Origin of the sequence: Spirillospora sp. CA-142024, assembly GCF_050942325.1 — a bacterium.
Classification (GTDB): Bacteria; Actinomycetota; Actinomycetes; order Streptosporangiales; family Streptosporangiaceae; genus Spirillospora.
Window position 1 is genome coordinate 5,682,012 of the sequence record NZ_CP192077.1, and the last position, 15,732, is coordinate 5,697,743.

The 15,732-nt window shown below is 70.5% G+C and carries 11 protein-coding genes and 1 pseudogene; 4 read left to right on the forward strand and 8 right to left on the reverse strand.

Annotation, left to right across the window (positions count from 1 at the left end):
• Window positions 1-43: 43 nt before the first annotated feature.
• From ACQPZP_RS27245 to ACQPZP_RS27275, 7 genes and pseudogenes are all read right to left on the reverse strand, one after another.
• Entirely contained in the window at window positions 44-799 is a 756-nt protein-coding gene (locus ACQPZP_RS27245; RefSeq protein ID WP_433472565.1) for a hypothetical protein, read from the reverse strand.
• On the reverse strand, window positions 792-4,307 hold the full coding sequence (locus tag ACQPZP_RS27250; RefSeq protein ID WP_433472566.1) for a hypothetical protein: 3,516 nt from the start codon (window positions 4,305-4,307) through the stop codon (window positions 792-794). Before ACQPZP_RS27250 ends, ACQPZP_RS27245 begins: the two co-directional genes overlap by 8 nt.
• Window positions 4,300-6,504, reverse strand: a complete 2,205-nt coding sequence (locus tag ACQPZP_RS27255; protein ID WP_433472567.1) for a hypothetical protein — start codon at window positions 6,502-6,504, stop codon at window positions 4,300-4,302. The genes ACQPZP_RS27250 and ACQPZP_RS27255 overlap by 8 nt, the downstream gene beginning before the upstream one ends.
• Window positions 6,501-9,194, reverse strand: coding sequence for a hypothetical protein (locus ACQPZP_RS27260; protein WP_433472568.1), 2,694 nt, complete (start codon window positions 9,192-9,194; stop codon window positions 6,501-6,503). The genes ACQPZP_RS27255 and ACQPZP_RS27260 overlap by 4 nt, the downstream gene beginning before the upstream one ends.
• 13 nt (window positions 9,195-9,207) lie before the next feature.
• Entirely contained in the window at window positions 9,208-10,011 is an 804-nt protein-coding gene (locus ACQPZP_RS27265; protein ID WP_433472569.1) for a hypothetical protein, read from the reverse strand.
• Window positions 10,012-10,413: 402 nt separating this feature from the next.
• A pseudogene (locus tag ACQPZP_RS27270) lies at window positions 10,414-10,629 on the reverse strand (transposase); the annotation flags it as partial.
• Window positions 10,630-10,776: 147 nt separating this feature from the next.
• Window positions 10,777-11,511, reverse strand: coding sequence for a hypothetical protein (locus tag ACQPZP_RS27275; protein ID WP_433472570.1), 735 nt, complete (start codon window positions 11,509-11,511; stop codon window positions 10,777-10,779).
• Window positions 11,512-11,799: 288 nt separating this feature from the next.
• On the opposite strand from ACQPZP_RS27275, the gene ACQPZP_RS27280 reads away from it, so the two are divergent.
• Genes ACQPZP_RS27280 through ACQPZP_RS27290 form a run of 3 tightly spaced genes read left to right on the forward strand, consistent with a single transcriptional unit; the run spans window position 11,800 to window position 13,271 of the window.
• The gene (locus tag ACQPZP_RS27280) at window positions 11,800-12,141 is read left to right on the forward strand and encodes an ArsR/SmtB family transcription factor (protein ID WP_375027184.1); all 342 of its coding nucleotides are present in this window, start codon (window positions 11,800-11,802) and stop codon (window positions 12,139-12,141) included.
• Window positions 12,142-12,144: 3 nt separating this feature from the next.
• Window positions 12,145-12,651, forward strand: coding sequence for an SRPBCC family protein (locus ACQPZP_RS27285; RefSeq protein ID WP_433472571.1), 507 nt, complete (start codon window positions 12,145-12,147; stop codon window positions 12,649-12,651).
• Window positions 12,651-13,271: a dihydrofolate reductase family protein gene (locus ACQPZP_RS27290; protein ID WP_433472572.1), complete on the forward strand. Its 621-nt coding sequence runs from the start codon at window positions 12,651-12,653 to the stop codon at window positions 13,269-13,271. Before ACQPZP_RS27285 ends, ACQPZP_RS27290 begins: the two co-directional genes overlap by 1 nt.
• Before the next feature lie 921 nt (window positions 13,272-14,192).
• On the opposite strand, the gene ACQPZP_RS27295 is transcribed toward ACQPZP_RS27290, so the two are convergent.
• Window positions 14,193-14,903 (reverse strand): TetR/AcrR family transcriptional regulator, encoded by a 711-nt coding sequence (locus ACQPZP_RS27295; RefSeq protein WP_433472573.1) that lies wholly within the window; start codon window positions 14,901-14,903, stop codon window positions 14,193-14,195.
• Window positions 14,904-15,005: 102 nt separating this feature from the next.
• On the opposite strand from ACQPZP_RS27295, the gene ACQPZP_RS27300 reads away from it, so the two are divergent.
• Window positions 15,006-15,707: an NAD(P)-dependent oxidoreductase gene (locus tag ACQPZP_RS27300; protein ID WP_433472574.1), complete on the forward strand. Its 702-nt coding sequence runs from the start codon at window positions 15,006-15,008 to the stop codon at window positions 15,705-15,707.
• Window positions 15,708-15,732: the final 25 nt, after the last annotated feature.

The following is a 15,732-nucleotide window of genomic DNA, read 5'->3' on the forward strand; positions in this document are numbered from 1 at the left end:
TGCCTCCGGTTATCCCGTAAGCATCCTGCCTACGAAGTGCTCATCAGCCGCCAACCTCTACGCCATAGCCGAACCAGTACCCGCACGGCTTCCATTCAGGGCCTGGAATGGAGGTATCCCCTTCCGATATGGGAGGGAAGTACTCGATATCCACCCGTGGTTGGAGCCACACCCCGGGCCGTCCGGAGGCGATCAGTGCGCCGGCGTTGACGTTGACCCGCCAGGTGAAGGTCCCGTCCCAAGGCTCGAGCCCAAAGGGACCCTTAACAGTTTGGTCGACGCTGAACCAGCCGGCCGACTCCGCGTCTGGTGCTCCGATGTCGAAGAGTAGGCGCTCACCGGCACTTGGACCGTGGAACGAGAACGAGATCTCGCGGCCACCGTAGGAGAGGTCGAGGTAGGTATCCGGATATGAGGACAGCCTCCATCCCGGCGGGAGTGGCCGGGAGAAGCGCCCCTGTTCGCTGACGGCCGGTGCGAGACCAGGTGATCGCACGCGTCCCCGTAGGTGGTGGCGCTCGTACCCGCCCTCGGCCGGCATGGTGATCTGTACGCCGGCTTGGACGTACGCGTCCGCGGGCACCGTGAACTGGTCGTTCTCGACCCGGAACCACGAAGCCGGGGTCCCCTCGTCCGGCAGGACGTCGAATGTCACGGTGACGGCGTCCGTGCCCGTGTTGTGGATGACGAAGGTGATCGTGCCGCGCGGCATCCCCGACCCGTCGTCGGCGACGTTCACATCGATCGGCGGGGTCTGGATCAGTCCGCCTGTGTCCACCGAGATCTCCAGCTCACCCATTGTCGTCCCCTTCCGGCAGCCATCCCCCTGGGATCGGGATGTGGTCGATCAACACCGTGCGTTCGGTCAGCTCCGGCGGCTGCGCGCCGAGGCCCTCCTCCGGGGCCGCAAGATCGCCGAGCGGAGTCAGGTCTTCGACCTCCCGCACCCGCAGCCGCAGCGGCCGGCCTCCGGGCGGGAGCGGCAGCTCGATCGGCGTGCCGGACGCGTCACCGGTCCGCGTGAACGTCGGCAGCGGGCGCCACGCGGGCAGGCCGGGGTCGGTGGCGGAGTCGACCGCGATCAGCTCCGGTGCCGGGCCGCTGTCCGGGGCCTCGTCGATGCCGACCTCGACTCGGTTCGGCGGCTGCGGCCCGACGCCGTGCACCCGTACGAGCAGCCCTCCCCCGGCGCGCTCGACGACGATCTCCCGATCGGGCAGCAGCGGCACCCGCTCCGTCGTGACCACCGGCGACAGTTCCAGCGCCGGCAGGCTGTACGGCTGGTAGCGGGCCACGGCCAACCGTACGAAGGGCCGGTACGCGCGCATGTCGGCGGGCGGGGTCAGCACCACCTCGGCGCGCCACGCGTTGCCCTCGAGGGTGACCGGGCACGCGATCACCGATGCGGTCAGCTCACCGCCGGGCAGCCGCAGGGAACGAGCCTCGCCGCCGAACCACTCGGCCCCCGGGTACCGGCCGACGCGCGGCGATGCGTAGACGGGGTCTCCGGCCAGCTCGGTGACCAGATGCGCGGCATCTCCGGGGCTCTCGGACGCGACCACGCCCAGGCACTCGCCTGCACCGGTCGCGTACCAGGGGCGGGCCAGCTCGACCACCAACCGGTTGCCGGAGCGGCGGCGTACGATCCGGTCCGGCCCGGTCTCCGCCGACCAACGGAAACCGGGCAGCACCGCAAGCACCTCGAGTTTCGGCGGCCGGGCGGACGACGGCACCACCACGGTGCGCGGCTCGCCCATGAGCTCGAACGCCCCCGGCGGGTCCTCCGGGGCGAAGTACGGCCGGTAGCGGCTCACCGCCTTCGCGGTATAGGCGACGTCGCGATGCCGGGTGTCACCGAACTGGTGCGCGAAGCGCAGTCGCGGCGCCTGGTCACGGTCCACGTCCCGGTCGTGCACGTGGCCTGCGGTCATCGGCCGTACGGAGTCATCCGACCATTCCTCCCAGGCGGCGGCGACCTCCACCCTGCCCGTGCTGGCGGTGTGCAGCCCGTCCTCGGCGAACTCCGCCGTGACGATGGCCGCCGTGTCGCCCTCGCCACGAGTCGCCTGCAGCTCCCGCCATACCGGGGCGATCCGGGGCCGGCGTACGGCGTGCACGGCGCGCACGGTCACCGGGGGCGAGAGCAACGGATGCCGCCCCCGGAGCGCGTTCTCGCCGGTGACTCCGCCGGGGGCGGCACGCGGCCCGAGCCACTCGTGGACGGCGAAGTGCGGGAGGAAGCCCGGCGTGATCGTGGAGGAGAGCTCGACGTCGGCGCTCTCCCCGGGGGCCAGGTCGATCCGCAGCCGATCGTCGTTCTCCCAGCTGAGCACGACCGCGGTGCTCTCGGGCACGTGGTCCCCGACCACGACGGTCTTGGTGTCGGTGCCCGGCCAGGGGTGCCAGTCCGCCGCCGACCACGGCCCGCCGGCGTACGCGGCCACGCCGGCCGCCGCCGGGTCCGGCAGGGAGAGCGCGGGCTGGTCGCCGGGTTCGACCCGCAACGCCTGCGCGGCGAGCCGCCAACTCTCGGCATCGGTCATCGAGTCGAGTACGCCGTGCTGCTCGATCAGCGCGAACGCGACCGCCGGGGGGTGCAGCGTGCAGGCGTCCCGGGCGGCGTAGCGGGGTTCGGCGGCGGCGAACTCCTCGGCGGTCATGCCCTGGTCGCTGCGGATCACCAGGCGGTCGACGGCCGCGCCGGGCAGCGGTGCGGAGTCCACGTGCAGGCGGGGCGGCGCCACCGGCTCGGCCCGGCGGTAGGCGATCTCGCCGCTGGCGCAGTCGTCGGTGACGGCGTCCAGATCAGGGCCGCCGCCGGCGATGTCCGCCACGCGTACGCGCAGGCGGTAGCGCCGGCCGAAACGGAGCCGGGGGAGCGCTCCCTCCGGCACGTCGAAGCTCCAGTCCAGGTTGTACGGGGCGGACATGCGCGGGGCGGCGGCCTGCCAGGTCCGGTCGGGACGGTGGGCGAGTTCGGGAGGCGGCACCGCGAGGCTCCAGCCGTCCCACCGCACCACGATCTCGTCCGCGCGTATCACGCCGTCCTCGCCGCGTACGGCGGCCAGGTGCTTGACGTGGCCCTCCTCCCGGCGGCCCCGCCCGGTCCCGATCTCGATACGGTCGCCCGCCGCGTCGAGCACCGAGTAGACGGCCTCGCGTGCGCACAAAGACCGCCACCGGGGGTCGTCGGCGTCGAACACGTCCACTCGATAGCCGAGCACCAGCTCGGTGGCGTCCAGTTCGTCCTCGGCGTTGCCGTCGGTGGCGTGGATGCGGTTGTGGGCGCGCAGGGAGGCCCGGTCGAGTCGGTCGTCGAACTCGCGTTGCCGGTCAGGGCGGATCAGCATCAGCCCGGCCGACCGTAGCGCGGGCAGCTGTGCGCCCGGCCCGTTCGGCGCGGGGGGCCCGGCCGGATCAGTGCTGGCGCCGGAGGCGAGCAGCCGTGCGGCCGCCCGCAGTCCGATCACTCCGCCGTCCACGTCGAAGGTCGCGATCGCCCATGGTGGCGTGCCGCGCGTCTCGTCCACCAGGTCGATCCGCGGTGCGTCCGACAGGTCGATGACCCCCCGCCGTACGTCACCGGCCCGTTCGGGGTCGGCACCCGGCCAGAATCCCTCCGTGTCGAGCTCGTACCACGTCCACGGCGAGGTGAACACGAGGTCGGTGCCGTACGCGCGCACCGACAGCCGATCGCCGTCGTCCAGCTCGTCGGCGTTGATCAGCAGCTCGAATACCAGCCCGAGGTCACGCAGCACCTCTGGATGCTCGCGGATCAGCCCGAACGTGCGCCGGAAGTCCATGGCCGAGTCCAGCAGCGGCGAGTCCCGCGGCGGTTCCGGCGCAGGGACGGCGGCCCACGGCCGCAGGTACCGCGCCAGGTCGGGGGGGCCGTCGGGCTCGGCCAGCACCTCGCTCACCTCGCGGTACGTCAGGCCGATCCGCTGGGCGTCGCCGTACCGAGGCGTCACCAGGGCGCTGTCCGGCTCACGCAGGCCCGCGAACAGCCTGGCCGCGTCGCCCCGGAAGACGGCGTCCCAGACGTCCTGGCTGGCCACGGAGTCGTACAGCACCGGGCGGAACCGTGTCGCCTGTACGCCTGCGGGATTCTTGACGTACAGCCGGAAGTCCAGGTCGTCGAGCAGGATCCTCGGCCACGTGTCCATCCCTTCGGTCGTCAGGGAGCTGCCGTCAAGCCTGGGAACCACGACGACCCGCAGTACGGCGGGCCGGCCGATCTCGTGGCCGGGCACGTCGGCCGGGTTGAGCAGGCGGTTCGGGACCGCGATCAGCACCAGGTCACTCATCGCCCCGGCCTCGGTAGAAATGGATTCCGTCTTCGCAGGCGACGGCGAGCACCCTGCCGTCGGCGGTGAACCCCAGGTCGTGGGGAACGCCGGCCACCGGACCCCACCAGAACGCGTCCGCGTCGTCGCGATCCCCGCGCCCGACCGCCTCGCCGTCAAGGTCGAACATGTACAGGTACGGCTGCTCGGTCGCCACGAGCAGGGCGCGTCCCTTCGGATAGAACGCCAGCCGGGTGACCGGGTACGGCAGCCGCCACGCCGTGTGCTCGTCACCGGGGGAGGAGACCGAGGTCACCCGCACGTCGTTGCCCGCCGCGGTCGCGAGCAGCCGGCCATCCGGGCTCACCACGACCTGGTCGATCCCCGTGTGATGGGAGATCGTCTCGGTGAGGCCGGTACGGATGTCCACGAGCACCAGCGCGGCGTCGGCGTTGCTGCTGGTGATCACCAGCTTGGCGCTCCCTTCGCCGGGCACGGCGAACGCCAGAGAGGCGATCTTGCCGTCGACGTCGATCGGCTTCTCGATGATCTGCCCGCCGTCGTGGCGCAGCAGGCGGCAGTGGCTCCGGCTCGCCACCGCGATCACCGCGTCGTCGGGTGGTTCGGCCGGAAGCACCGCGACCCGCTCGAGCGGGTCGTTGAACTGCACGCTCGTCGGGTCCTCCTCGTTGACGCCGTAGAACCGCAACCACGTGTCGCCGCGTACGTCGACAAGCCGCCGGTCGTCGATGAACGCCGCGTCGCGCGGGGCCCGGGTGGCGGCGGAGGGTTGCCGCGGCCAGGACTGCAACGGCGTGCCGAGCAACGTACGGGCCACGAGTCTTGTGTCGGCCAGCCACACCGCGCAGTGGTCCCCGCTCGGGCTCACGGCCAGGCCGAGCACCCGCGCGTCCGGCTCGCTCTCGTACAGGGGCGCGGCGTCGCCGAGCCTGCGGAAGTACTCGAAGCCGTCGGCCCCTTCGCCTGCACCGACCACGCCGATCCAGGTCCGTTCCCGCTCCGGCGCCTGGGAGTCCGGGATCGTGGCGAGCACCATCCGGTACGGGGTGCCGCGCCGCTCCCACTGCTGCCGGTGGGTCCATGCGGCCGCCGCGACGTCGTCGATGTCGTAGCAGGTGACCCGGTTGCCGCCGCACAGGGCGATCCGGGTGCCGGATGGGCTGAACTCGATCCGGCCGGCCTCGCCGTCATGCCGCCAAAGGCAGGCGCCGGTGCCGGCCTCGAGCAGCGTCACCCCTGGGCCGGACGGGGTGGCGTTCACGGCCAGCAGCCCGCCGTCGGGGCTGTATCGGACGCAGCGTGGCCTGCCCGTTGCCGGGTCCAGCCGCAGCGTACGGAAATCCTCCGACGGGGCAAGCCCGGGCAGCGTCCGGACCGTGAGCTCGGAGCCCGAGGCGTAGGCCACGAACTTCCCAGACGGACTGGTGGCGATGCCGTGGTAGCCGACCGAGTCTCCGGCCGGGAGCCGGAACTCGACGTACCCGTCGCCCTCGAACTCCATGATCCAGCCGGAGGTGCCGGGTTCGCCACCCGCCTCGTCCACCCAGAAGTACTCGCCCACCGCGAGGAGGATCTCGCCGGCGGCCCACTTCAGCTGCCGGCACTCGCCGAGGAGGAGCCGCGTCTGCTTCGTAGGTCGCGGCTCGCCGGTAGCGCAGTCGACGATCGAGGGTGGCGAGCCGTACGCGAGCAACGAGGGCGAGCCGTCGGGTCCCAGGCACCACGGCTGGCTCAGCAGCAGCGACACGGACCGGGTCCACCCTGCAGGATCGCCCGGCTCCATCGCGTAGGCGAGGAACCCGTCATCGGTCCACGCCAACAGGAACGGATCTCCGACGTCGCCGAGGGCGAGGTCCCTCGCGCCTTGGTACTGCCGCTGCCAGAACCGTTCACCGGTGTGCACGTTGAGCCCCACCAGCCGCTGGAACGGCTCGGTGTCGTGCGGAACCTGCATCCGTTCGGCGTACGCGCAGACCCCGTACGCGGCCTGGACCGTGATCGCGGTGAGGGTGCCGCGGGGCAGGCCGCTCGGATCCTCTCCCCACGCGGGCTGAGCCTGCCCGCCGGGCATCGACAGCTTCAGCGGGGGGGCCGTGGTGCCGGTACGGGCGGCCAGCAGATGATCGCCGTCCGTCCAGAACAGCCGGTCCGGGGCGAACGGCAGGTCGAACTCGGCGACCGGGGGGACGCTGCTCACGGCTCCTCCTTCGAGGGCGCGGGCGCGTAGCGGCTGCGGTACCGCCGCCAGTTCTCCAGCCCCGGGTCGTGGTCGCCGTCGGCGGTGAAGGCCGCGAAGGCCGCGGGCCGGGTCAGTGCCGGCGCGTCCCCGCCGACCAGGCGCCATTCGCCGCTGTCCAGTTCCACACGCTCGGACCAGAACAGGACCTCGATCTCGAGGATCACGGTGGCGCGGCCCACCAAGTCGTTCGTCGCCGACCGGTATGTCAGCTCCAGCCTCAGCTCCACCGAGACCGAGACCAGCCCCAGCACGTCCAGGGTGCCGCCGATCCGCAGGTAGCCGCTGACCTCCAGCTCGCCGGAGTCCCAGACGAACCGCACCCCGCCGAGTATGTGGGCCTCGCCGCGTGCGACGTAGAACTCGACGGCCACCAGCGCCCCGAACTCCAGCGCCGCCTCCAGCCGCCGCAGCCCGTTCTGGTCGGCGGCGAGCTCCAGGTAGCCGCCACCGCCGAACGCCATCACGGTCAGCGCGAACGGGTTCGTCCGGCTGGAGAAACCGAGCACGACCTCGGGTGGTGCGCCGGTGAAGGACACGTCGACGCCGGCCCTGAACAGCATGTTGCGCATCACGAAGACGCCGCATGTCACGGCGGGCAGCGGCAGCGCGTAGTCGACCGCGACCCCGCTGGTGGACGGTGTGATCTTCGGCCCGGCGTCGCCGATCGCGACGTTGTCGCCCAGCTCCTGGAGCAGCTTCAGGCTGCCCAGCAGCTTCGCCCCGAGGCCCTCGACGGTGAGCCCGTCGGGAGGCGCGCCCTGGCCCGGCGGCTCGGGTCCGGTCCGCCGGACGTACGTCACCTTCGCGAACGACAGCTCGAGCAGCGGGTTGGACGTGGGCAGCCGCAGCCCGAAGTCATGCAGTGTGCAGGTCACGCTTGTGCCGGTGTCGGACGCGACCACGTTCAGCTCGAGGCGGGTGGTGTCCTTGGCGACGAATCCCGGGAGGTTCTTCCGGAACGTGACGGCGCCCGGCTGTGACCAGCTCATCGTGACGACGGGGCCGCGGCCCGGCCGCATCTCCGAGGTGATCATCGGAGGCACGTCGATCCGTTCGATGATCTCGCGCAGCGGGTAGCCGAGCAGGCCGGCCCCGACGTCGAACAGGCCGGCCGGGGAGGACACCAGGGCGCCCGCGGCGGCCTTGACGGGCCCGTAGTTCCGGGAGATCGCGTTGACCCGGTACGCCAGCGCCGCCAGCCCGCCGGAACGCTCCGCCCGCCCCGCGAAGTCGATCGGTATCGCCTCGCCTGCGGCGAGCTCGAGCATCGCGTACGCCGACTCGCCCTGCTCGGCGAAGGCGTCGGTGTAGCGGAACGGGTGGTAGGCGTCGGCCTGGTCCAGCAGCCGTCCCAGCGCCGGCAGCGTCATCTCCAGCTCCTCGAGGACGGCCCCCGGATCGGCATGGCCGAACCGGCCGCCGAGCGTGAAGCCGCGGACCAGGTGGACGTCCGCCGGTGCGGCCTTGGGCGCCCGAACGAGGTCGAGCGGGGTGGGCGGAATCGCGACCGTGACCCGGCCGTAGAACCTCCCGAGTTCCTCGGCGAGCCGCGAGGTCGCCGCGGTGTCCAGCGACCGGTCCGCGACGAACGCGAGCGGGACCTCGAGCCGGACGGGGCCGTTCGGCGCGTGGCACACCACCGGGAACAGGAGGGGCTGCCCGGCCGAGGCCATGGGCCGGAAGTACGTGTCCCTGCGTTGGCCGTCCCCGGCATCGAAGCTCTGCCAGTCGGGGTGCTCGAGCTCGGTGAAGACGGTTCGGGAGATCTCCACCTCGTCGAATGGGAACCGGCGGCGGATGGCCGGGTCCTGAGACCGGCCGCGTACCGGCTCGACGACTGTGAGCTGGTACGCGTGGCGAAGCACCGCGACCTGCTCGGCCGCATCGAAGGCGCGCACCACCGACTTCTCGTAGATGGCCCGGTGCCCGAACGGGTAGAGGTAGCCGCGGGCGAGGAAGCGGACGGACATGTCCCGGCCGAGTACGGCGCTGTGGTCCCATTCCGCCTCCGGCCAGCGTCCGGAGGCCACGAGGGAGCCCCCGAGCGCGCTCAGCTCCAACAGGCGTGACCGCGCCGGCGCCTTGCCCGTCAGCTCGGCAAGGGACTGCCGGGCGAACCGGTCGAGCGCCGGCACGAAGTCCGGAGGGTCGCCGATGCCTGCCGCCCTCTCGTCCACCACCACGAGCTCCACCCCCGAGCCGGGCTCGGAAGCGTGCAACCGGGTACGCCACAGCGGGTTGGTCTCATCCGGGGTCGTGCCGACGGGGTGGCCGGCCCGCAGCGGGTGTCCGCCCTGGGTCTGGGGGCGTACCTTCAGCCGCCACGGCAGCTCAACCACGCTACCGGCGTCGACGGCGAGTTCGCCGGCGGCCCGGACCAGGCCTTCCACGGTGAGTTCGACCCTGTTCCCGGCCGGCACGACGAACCGCAGCGCGCTCGACCCGGACAGCCGCGCCCGCCGCCCGTCGGCCCCGGCGGTCTCGGCGATCGTCTCCTCGGCCAGGTGCTGTGGCGGAAACCAGAGCGTAAGAACCCCGCCACCCGGGTCGGCCACCAGCGCCTCCCCTCCGCCGGTGACGGTCATGCCGGACCACTCCACCCCCAGCAGCAGGTGGTCCGCCGGTCGCGCCACCAACGCCCTGATCATCGCCCCGTCCCCGTCACATCGCCCTCATCTCACAAGGTGACTCCGGGCGCGGCCGCCACCGCCGGGAAGTCACAGGCGTAACCGGTGGTGTCATCGCCCGCGTGGTGCAGGCCGATGATCTTGTGATCCGCGTTTGACCACCACTGAGCCGGAGTCCGACCGGACGCCGTCGGGGTTCTCGCCGGGATACCAGGTGTCGACGTCGATGGTGATCTGTCCGAACGTCCACCACAGCAGGTCGCCCGCGCCGTCGTACACGCGTACACGCGTACACCCTCGAGATTCCGCTGACCCTGCCCGCAGTCTCCAGCGTTCGCGCCCCGCGCTCATGCACCCGCTCACCCAGTCGCTCCAGACTGCTCGGCGGCAAAGTGCTCGGCGCCGGCTGCTGGATCACATCGCCGACGGCATACGGGAGCGAGCCGGGCGTACCGCCCAGGACGTGCGCGTTGCCGATCGCGACGGGCTGGCCGGTACCGCTGTCGCGCAGTACACAGCCCAGCGTGCCGGTACCGGCGAGACCGCCATAGGTGTCGTGGCGGCCGACCTGGTGGCAGCCGAGCACGGGATCGTGCCGGGCGGCGTCCGGGATCACGGGGGTGGTCTCCAGGTACGGGCTGCCGTAGACCACGATCACCGGCAAGTCGCCAAGAGACGGCAGCCCTGCGGGCGGCTCGTCGGGATGCGGTACCAGGATGCGTACGGCCAAGACACCGGCTTCATCCAGCCCGATATCGAATCCGTTCACCCCATTGAGGGGGAACAGGTCGGCACCGACGTCGGCAAGCGCGCGCAGGATCTCGGCGGACAATTCCATGGGCCACCTCCTGGAGGAGCCTCAACCGCACGGACGGCTGCATCGCGGGCGACATACTGCGCGTGGGCGGGAAACCCAACTCGTACAGGCCAGACTCCGGAGTGGCGATCCTGGAGTCAAGACGCGCAAAGCGCCTCATGGCGTTCAGGCCACACATGGCCTCACGTCGGGCGCCCCACGGTCCGGGCGGCACGATAAAGGCGTGCGCAGCGAAGGGAGTCCGCCTTGCTGGTCGTACTATGTCATTCTGCGGATGTGTCGCCAGAAGAGGGCGAGCGCGACCGCTGGCTCAACTTCTTCCACCCAGAAGGCAGCGATCCCAGCAACGTGATCGGCTACTTGACGGTCACGTCCACTGGAGCGGTGTAAGAGTTGATCTCCGCGTGATCCTGTTTCTGCAGGTTAAGCGGCGAGTTCTCGCTGGTCGATCTCGAGGTCGGGTGTGTTGCCCTCGACTACTCGAAGGCGGGCTTTGGCCAGGAATACCAGGCCCATGTAGCAGCGGGCCTCGTTCCATTCGTCGGTCTGCTCCATCAGGACGGCGCCGACGAGGCGGACGATCGCGGCGCGGTCGGGGAAGATCCCGACCACGTCGGTGCGTCGGCGGATCTCCTTGTTACCAGCGTCCGCCGCCTCGTCGCTCATATCGGTCAGGCGCGCTCGCCACAGCCGACGTTCACCAGCCCGCCCAACCTCACCGCGCCCGGAAATTTGCAGGTCAGGGTGCTGGTCTGGGATGTGTTCGGTGTGAGTCGGCTGGTTCTGTCAGCCGCTGAGTCGGGCGCGTACGGCGTCGGCCTCGTCCATCAGCTCCTCCAAGGCGTCAAAGCCACGGTCGACGGCGTCGATGTCAACACCGGACTCGATCTGGCGGGCCCGCAGCAGTGGATGACCGGTCAGATAAACCGGGAACGCCAGCGGATCGAGGCCGTGCTGCTGGAGCGCCCGGACCACAGCAGCGTCGTTTCCCGGAATGTCGGGGCCCACCTGGAGCCAACCAAGGTGGTCGACCCGACCGACCACACCAGCCCGGATCGCCCTCGACCACTGGGTGAACAGCGCGGCCAGCCCGGGGGCCGCGGGCGCCGGACCCCAGCCGTCGGGATCGATCTCATAGCGCCAGATCTCGCCCTCGTGGTCGCCGGCGAGGATGAACGTGAAAACGTGGTGCTCGAAACCGAACAGGGGCAGCTGGCGCCGCCAGGCGAACGGGGCCCCGATCGCCATGGCCACGATGTCGAGGGCGTCACGCACGTCGGTAGGCCAGGCCGCGATCCACCCCCCGCCGGGCAGCAGCCGATCCATCTCCCAGCCCTGGGACAGCAGCCAGGTGGCGTGGCCGGCGACCCGGTCAACATCGAAGAGCCGATGGACGAGGTCCGGCGCAGGTCCACCAGGGACGGTGTCGACCTCGGGCTCTGGCCAGGTGAGACCGGCAGACGTCGCTGCCGCACGGTAGTCGTGTACTGCGTCGCGCAGCAAGCGCATGTCGTCGAGCATCTGCGGAGTCCCCCGCGGTTGTCGGTTCGGGCTGTGCGCCCACGCTACTGCTGTGATCGGGGCGGTGCCGGGGTGGCGGGTACCGGACGATGCGGCACTGATCGGCATCGAGAACCCACCGATCGTGCGGCGCACCAACCCGGCTGCTGACCCGCCAGCGACAGCCGACGGAGGTGCCCCGCAGGTAGGCGTTTCCGCAGCCGCTGACAAGGGTCACGATCGTCATCTGACAAGACCCGCCTGATTCCTCCGGTTGACGCATGCCTATATCGGCATATGATGGCGGTCATGGCACGAGCAGCGACGACGTCGGACGTCTTCAACGCGATCGCCGAGCCGCAGCGCCGGGAGATCCTGGTGCTGCTGCGGGCGGGTGAGCGGCCGGTGACCGAGTTGGCCCGGGAGTTGGGGATGACCCAGCCGGGGGCGTCCAAACACCTGCGGGTGCTCCGGGAGGTCGGGCTGGTGCGGGACCGCAGGGCAGGCAAGCAGCGCCTGTACGGCCTTGACGCCCGCGGGCTGCGACCGGTCCACGAGTGGGCCGGCGGGTTCGAGCGGTTCTGGAACGAGAGCTTCGACCGGCTGGACGCATACGTGCAGGACCTCAAGCAGGCAAGGCAGGAGGAATAGCTGATGAGCGCGATGGGACAAGGAGCGCCGGCGCAGTCCGCGACGGCCGACCGCCAGATCGTGATCTCCCGGGTCATCGAGGCCCCGCGGGAGCTGGTGTTCGAGGCGTTCACCGAGGTGCGGCACCTGTCGCGGTGGTGGGGGCCGGAGGGGTTCACCACCACCACGCGGGCGTTCGAGTTCCGCGTCGGCGGGGAGTGGGACTTCGTGATGCACGGACCGGACGGGACCGACTACACCGAGTGGATCTCCTGGACCGAGATCGTGCCACCGGAGCGGATCGCGCTGCTGCACGGTGAGTCCCGCGGCGACCCGAACGCCTTCGAGTCGGTCCTGACGTTCGCGCCCGACGGGGCGGCGACCCGGATCGAGATGCGCACGGTGTTCCCCACCAAGGAGCTGCGCGACGAGGCGGTCGAGAAGTACCACGCGATCGAGGGCGGCCGGCAGACCCTGAGCAACCTGGCCGCCTACGTCACCGAGGCCGTTCGGAAGGGAGCGGAGGGCTGATGGCCGGGAAGGTGTTCTTCAGTGTGTCGATGTCGCTGGACGGATTCATTGCGCCCGAGTCCCTCGGGGACTTGATGGGGCAGCAGTGGATGGAACTGCAGGCGTGGATCCTCCCGCAGCGGTTCTTCCGGGAGAACCTGAAGCTGGGCGAGGGCGGCGAGGAGGGCCGCGACAACGACATCGCGCGGGAGACGTTCGAGCGCACCGGCGCAAGCGTGATGGGCAAGCGCATGTTCGACGCCGGCGAGCAGATGTGGCCGCAGGAGGCGCCGTTCCACACGCCGGTCTTCGTCGTGACGCACGAGAAGCGTGACCCCTGGGAGCGGCCCGGCGGCACCACGTTCCACTTCGTCAACGACGGCATCGAGTCCGCGCTCGACCAGGCCCGCGAGGCCGCCGGCGACCGCGACGTCCGCATCGCGGGCGGCGGCGCGACGATCCTGGAGTACGTCAACGCAGGCCTGATCGACGAGTTCTCGATCGCGCTCTCCCCCGTGCTGTTCGGCTCCGGAATCCGCCTGTTCGAGGGCGTGGACGCGGGCCGCGTGGCCCTGGAACCGATCCGCGCGGAGCCGACACAGCGGGCGACACACCTGACCTACGCCGTCCGAGAGCGGTAGGCGCACGGCGGACGAACCACGGCAGCCGACGGACGCGAAGGAACACCCACACGGTTGGCACGCAGACGGGTCCTCCTGCCGGGATGACCAGCCCACCTGCTGGATGCCCAGGAACTGACCCCGAATCGTGTACCGAGTCAGGGATCAACTGACGAGGTGCGCCCTGGCCTGAGCCGAGTCAGGATGCCTCGGCAGCACTGATCACCAGACGTCCTGAGCCAGTCACCCCCTCTCGGAGACGAAGAGGCGCGATACCGGCTCGCGTTGGCTCGTTGTTTGCTCGTATGTCGCGGAACACGGTGAGCGCAAACGGCACCGGACGTCACTGAAGACGCCAGGAATGCGAACGAAACGGCAAATCGCGGCACAGGAAGATGGCCTGCGTGACGGAGCGGCAAGTGATCGAGCGATCTTCAATCCGATGGCCGTGAATCCGAGCAGCCCGGCTACCGGGCCGACAGTCGGACGGCTCCTCACCGGCCTCGCCCGGCAAGGCCGGGCACGCCGCGCTTGCCCCAGGTGAGAGCTGTGCGCAAATAGCCGAACACAGACGTTGTGCCAGGCCCCTTCGATGCGACCGATCGGCACCTCTGCCCATCGGTCGCCCATGGTCGGCGGTGCTGGCAAAACTCGAACCGGATCCAGCAGCGGCGCCGATCTCCGAATCAGAAACCACTTGACGTCCGCAAGAACAGACCCCGCTCACACAGCCCAGCATAAGGAGCAAGCCACCCCAAACCGCTCGCCCAGGCGTGCTCCCCTGCTCCCGCCCCGGGCGGGGACCAGCGGGAGCACGCAGGATTCCCGAACCATCCTGAACGACCCTCAAACAACGTCGGACCCGCAGCGGCGGGGAGGATACGTGGCGGTGGACGTCGCGTCCGCCCGGGGTGACGCCGCCCATGGCGCCGCTGAGGTCGCCTACTCATCGGGCTCGATGCCCAGGGATCGGACGAGTTGGGCCGTTTCTTCCTGGAAGAGCTTGCCGGGGTCGGTCGTCTGGGTGCGCAGGTGTCCGTAGATCTCCAGGGCTGTCAGGCCGTGCAGGTGGCCCCAGATGCGCAGCGCCAGGGCCACGCCGGCCGGTGGCAGGTCAGGGAAGGCCGGCCGGACCTTGGCGAGCAGGCCGTCGTCGAAGTCGGACCATTGGAAGTCGCTCTGCGCGTACAGGTGTCGGGCGGACGGCCAGGCGGCGTCGGCGAGGGCGGCGATGCCCGTGCAGACCCGGTGCGCGGCATCCGGGGCAGGGCCACGCTCGGGCGCCTGGTAGCCGGGGACGGGGTCGCCGTAGATGAGGCGGAATCCCTCTGGGTTGGCCAGGGCCCAGCCGCGGAAGGCTCGCGCCCACGTCCTGATCCGACCGGCCGGGTCCTCGGCGGGCGCACTCGCCCACGCCGTGTCCACCGCGTCGGCGAGCGCGGTGTACACCTCGTTGATCAGGACGTTGATCAAGTCGTCACGAGTGGCGAAGTAGCCGTAGAGGGCATTGGCGGTCATGCCCATCTCGCGGGCAATGGCCCGCAGCGTGATCGCGTCGGGTCCTCCCGTGGCCATCAGTGTGAGCGCGACCTGCTTGATCTCCGCCGTCGTCTCGGCCCGCAGTCGTTCGCGGCGTCCTCCCGTGCTTGCCATGGCAGCGACTCTACAGCGTCACCAGTCTTGGTTGCCGTATAAAAACTTCACGGCGTATAGTCTCGCGTTGCACCTTCCGGTCTGCGACCACAGGAGAGATCTGTGCACATTGGAATCATCGGAGCCACGGGCGGTATCGGAAGCCGCGCCGTCAACGAAGCCGTCCGCCGAGGGCACCACGTCACCGCGTTCAGCCGCGACGCCACCAGGATCAGCGACGAGCGGGAGAACATCGCCTGGAAGAGCGTGGACGTCCTCGACACCGCGAGCGTCGCCGCGATCCTGCCTGGCCTGGACGTGCTGATCAGCGGGTACCAGCCAGGCAACGCCGCCAAGGACTTCGACGACACGGTGACGTGCTCGATTGCCGACCCCACCGTCTACGCCACCGCCGCCCGCGCCCTGCTCAAGGCATTGGAGAGCCATCCCCGGACCCGGTTGATCGTGATCGGCGGCGCGGGCAGCCTGGAATTGGAGCCCGGCCTCACACGAGCCGACTCCGACGACCTGCTCCACGAGAGCCTGGATCGGCTGGGACTGCCCAGGGGGTACGCCGCCGCCGTGCGCGGGCATCGGGATGCGCTGAATGTCCTGCGCACGTCCAACCGGCTCTGGACCTACTTCAGCCCTGCCGAGGAGATCGCGCCCGGCGAGCGCACCGGCCGCTTCCGGATCGGGGGTGACCAGGCGGTCCTCGACGCCGACGGACGCAGCCGCGTCTCCTTCGAGGACGCCGCCGTCGCCCTCGTTGACGAGGCGGAACTACCCCGCTTCGTCCAGCGGCGCTTCACCATCGGCTACTGACCCGACCGGGTCAGCCCAACACCCT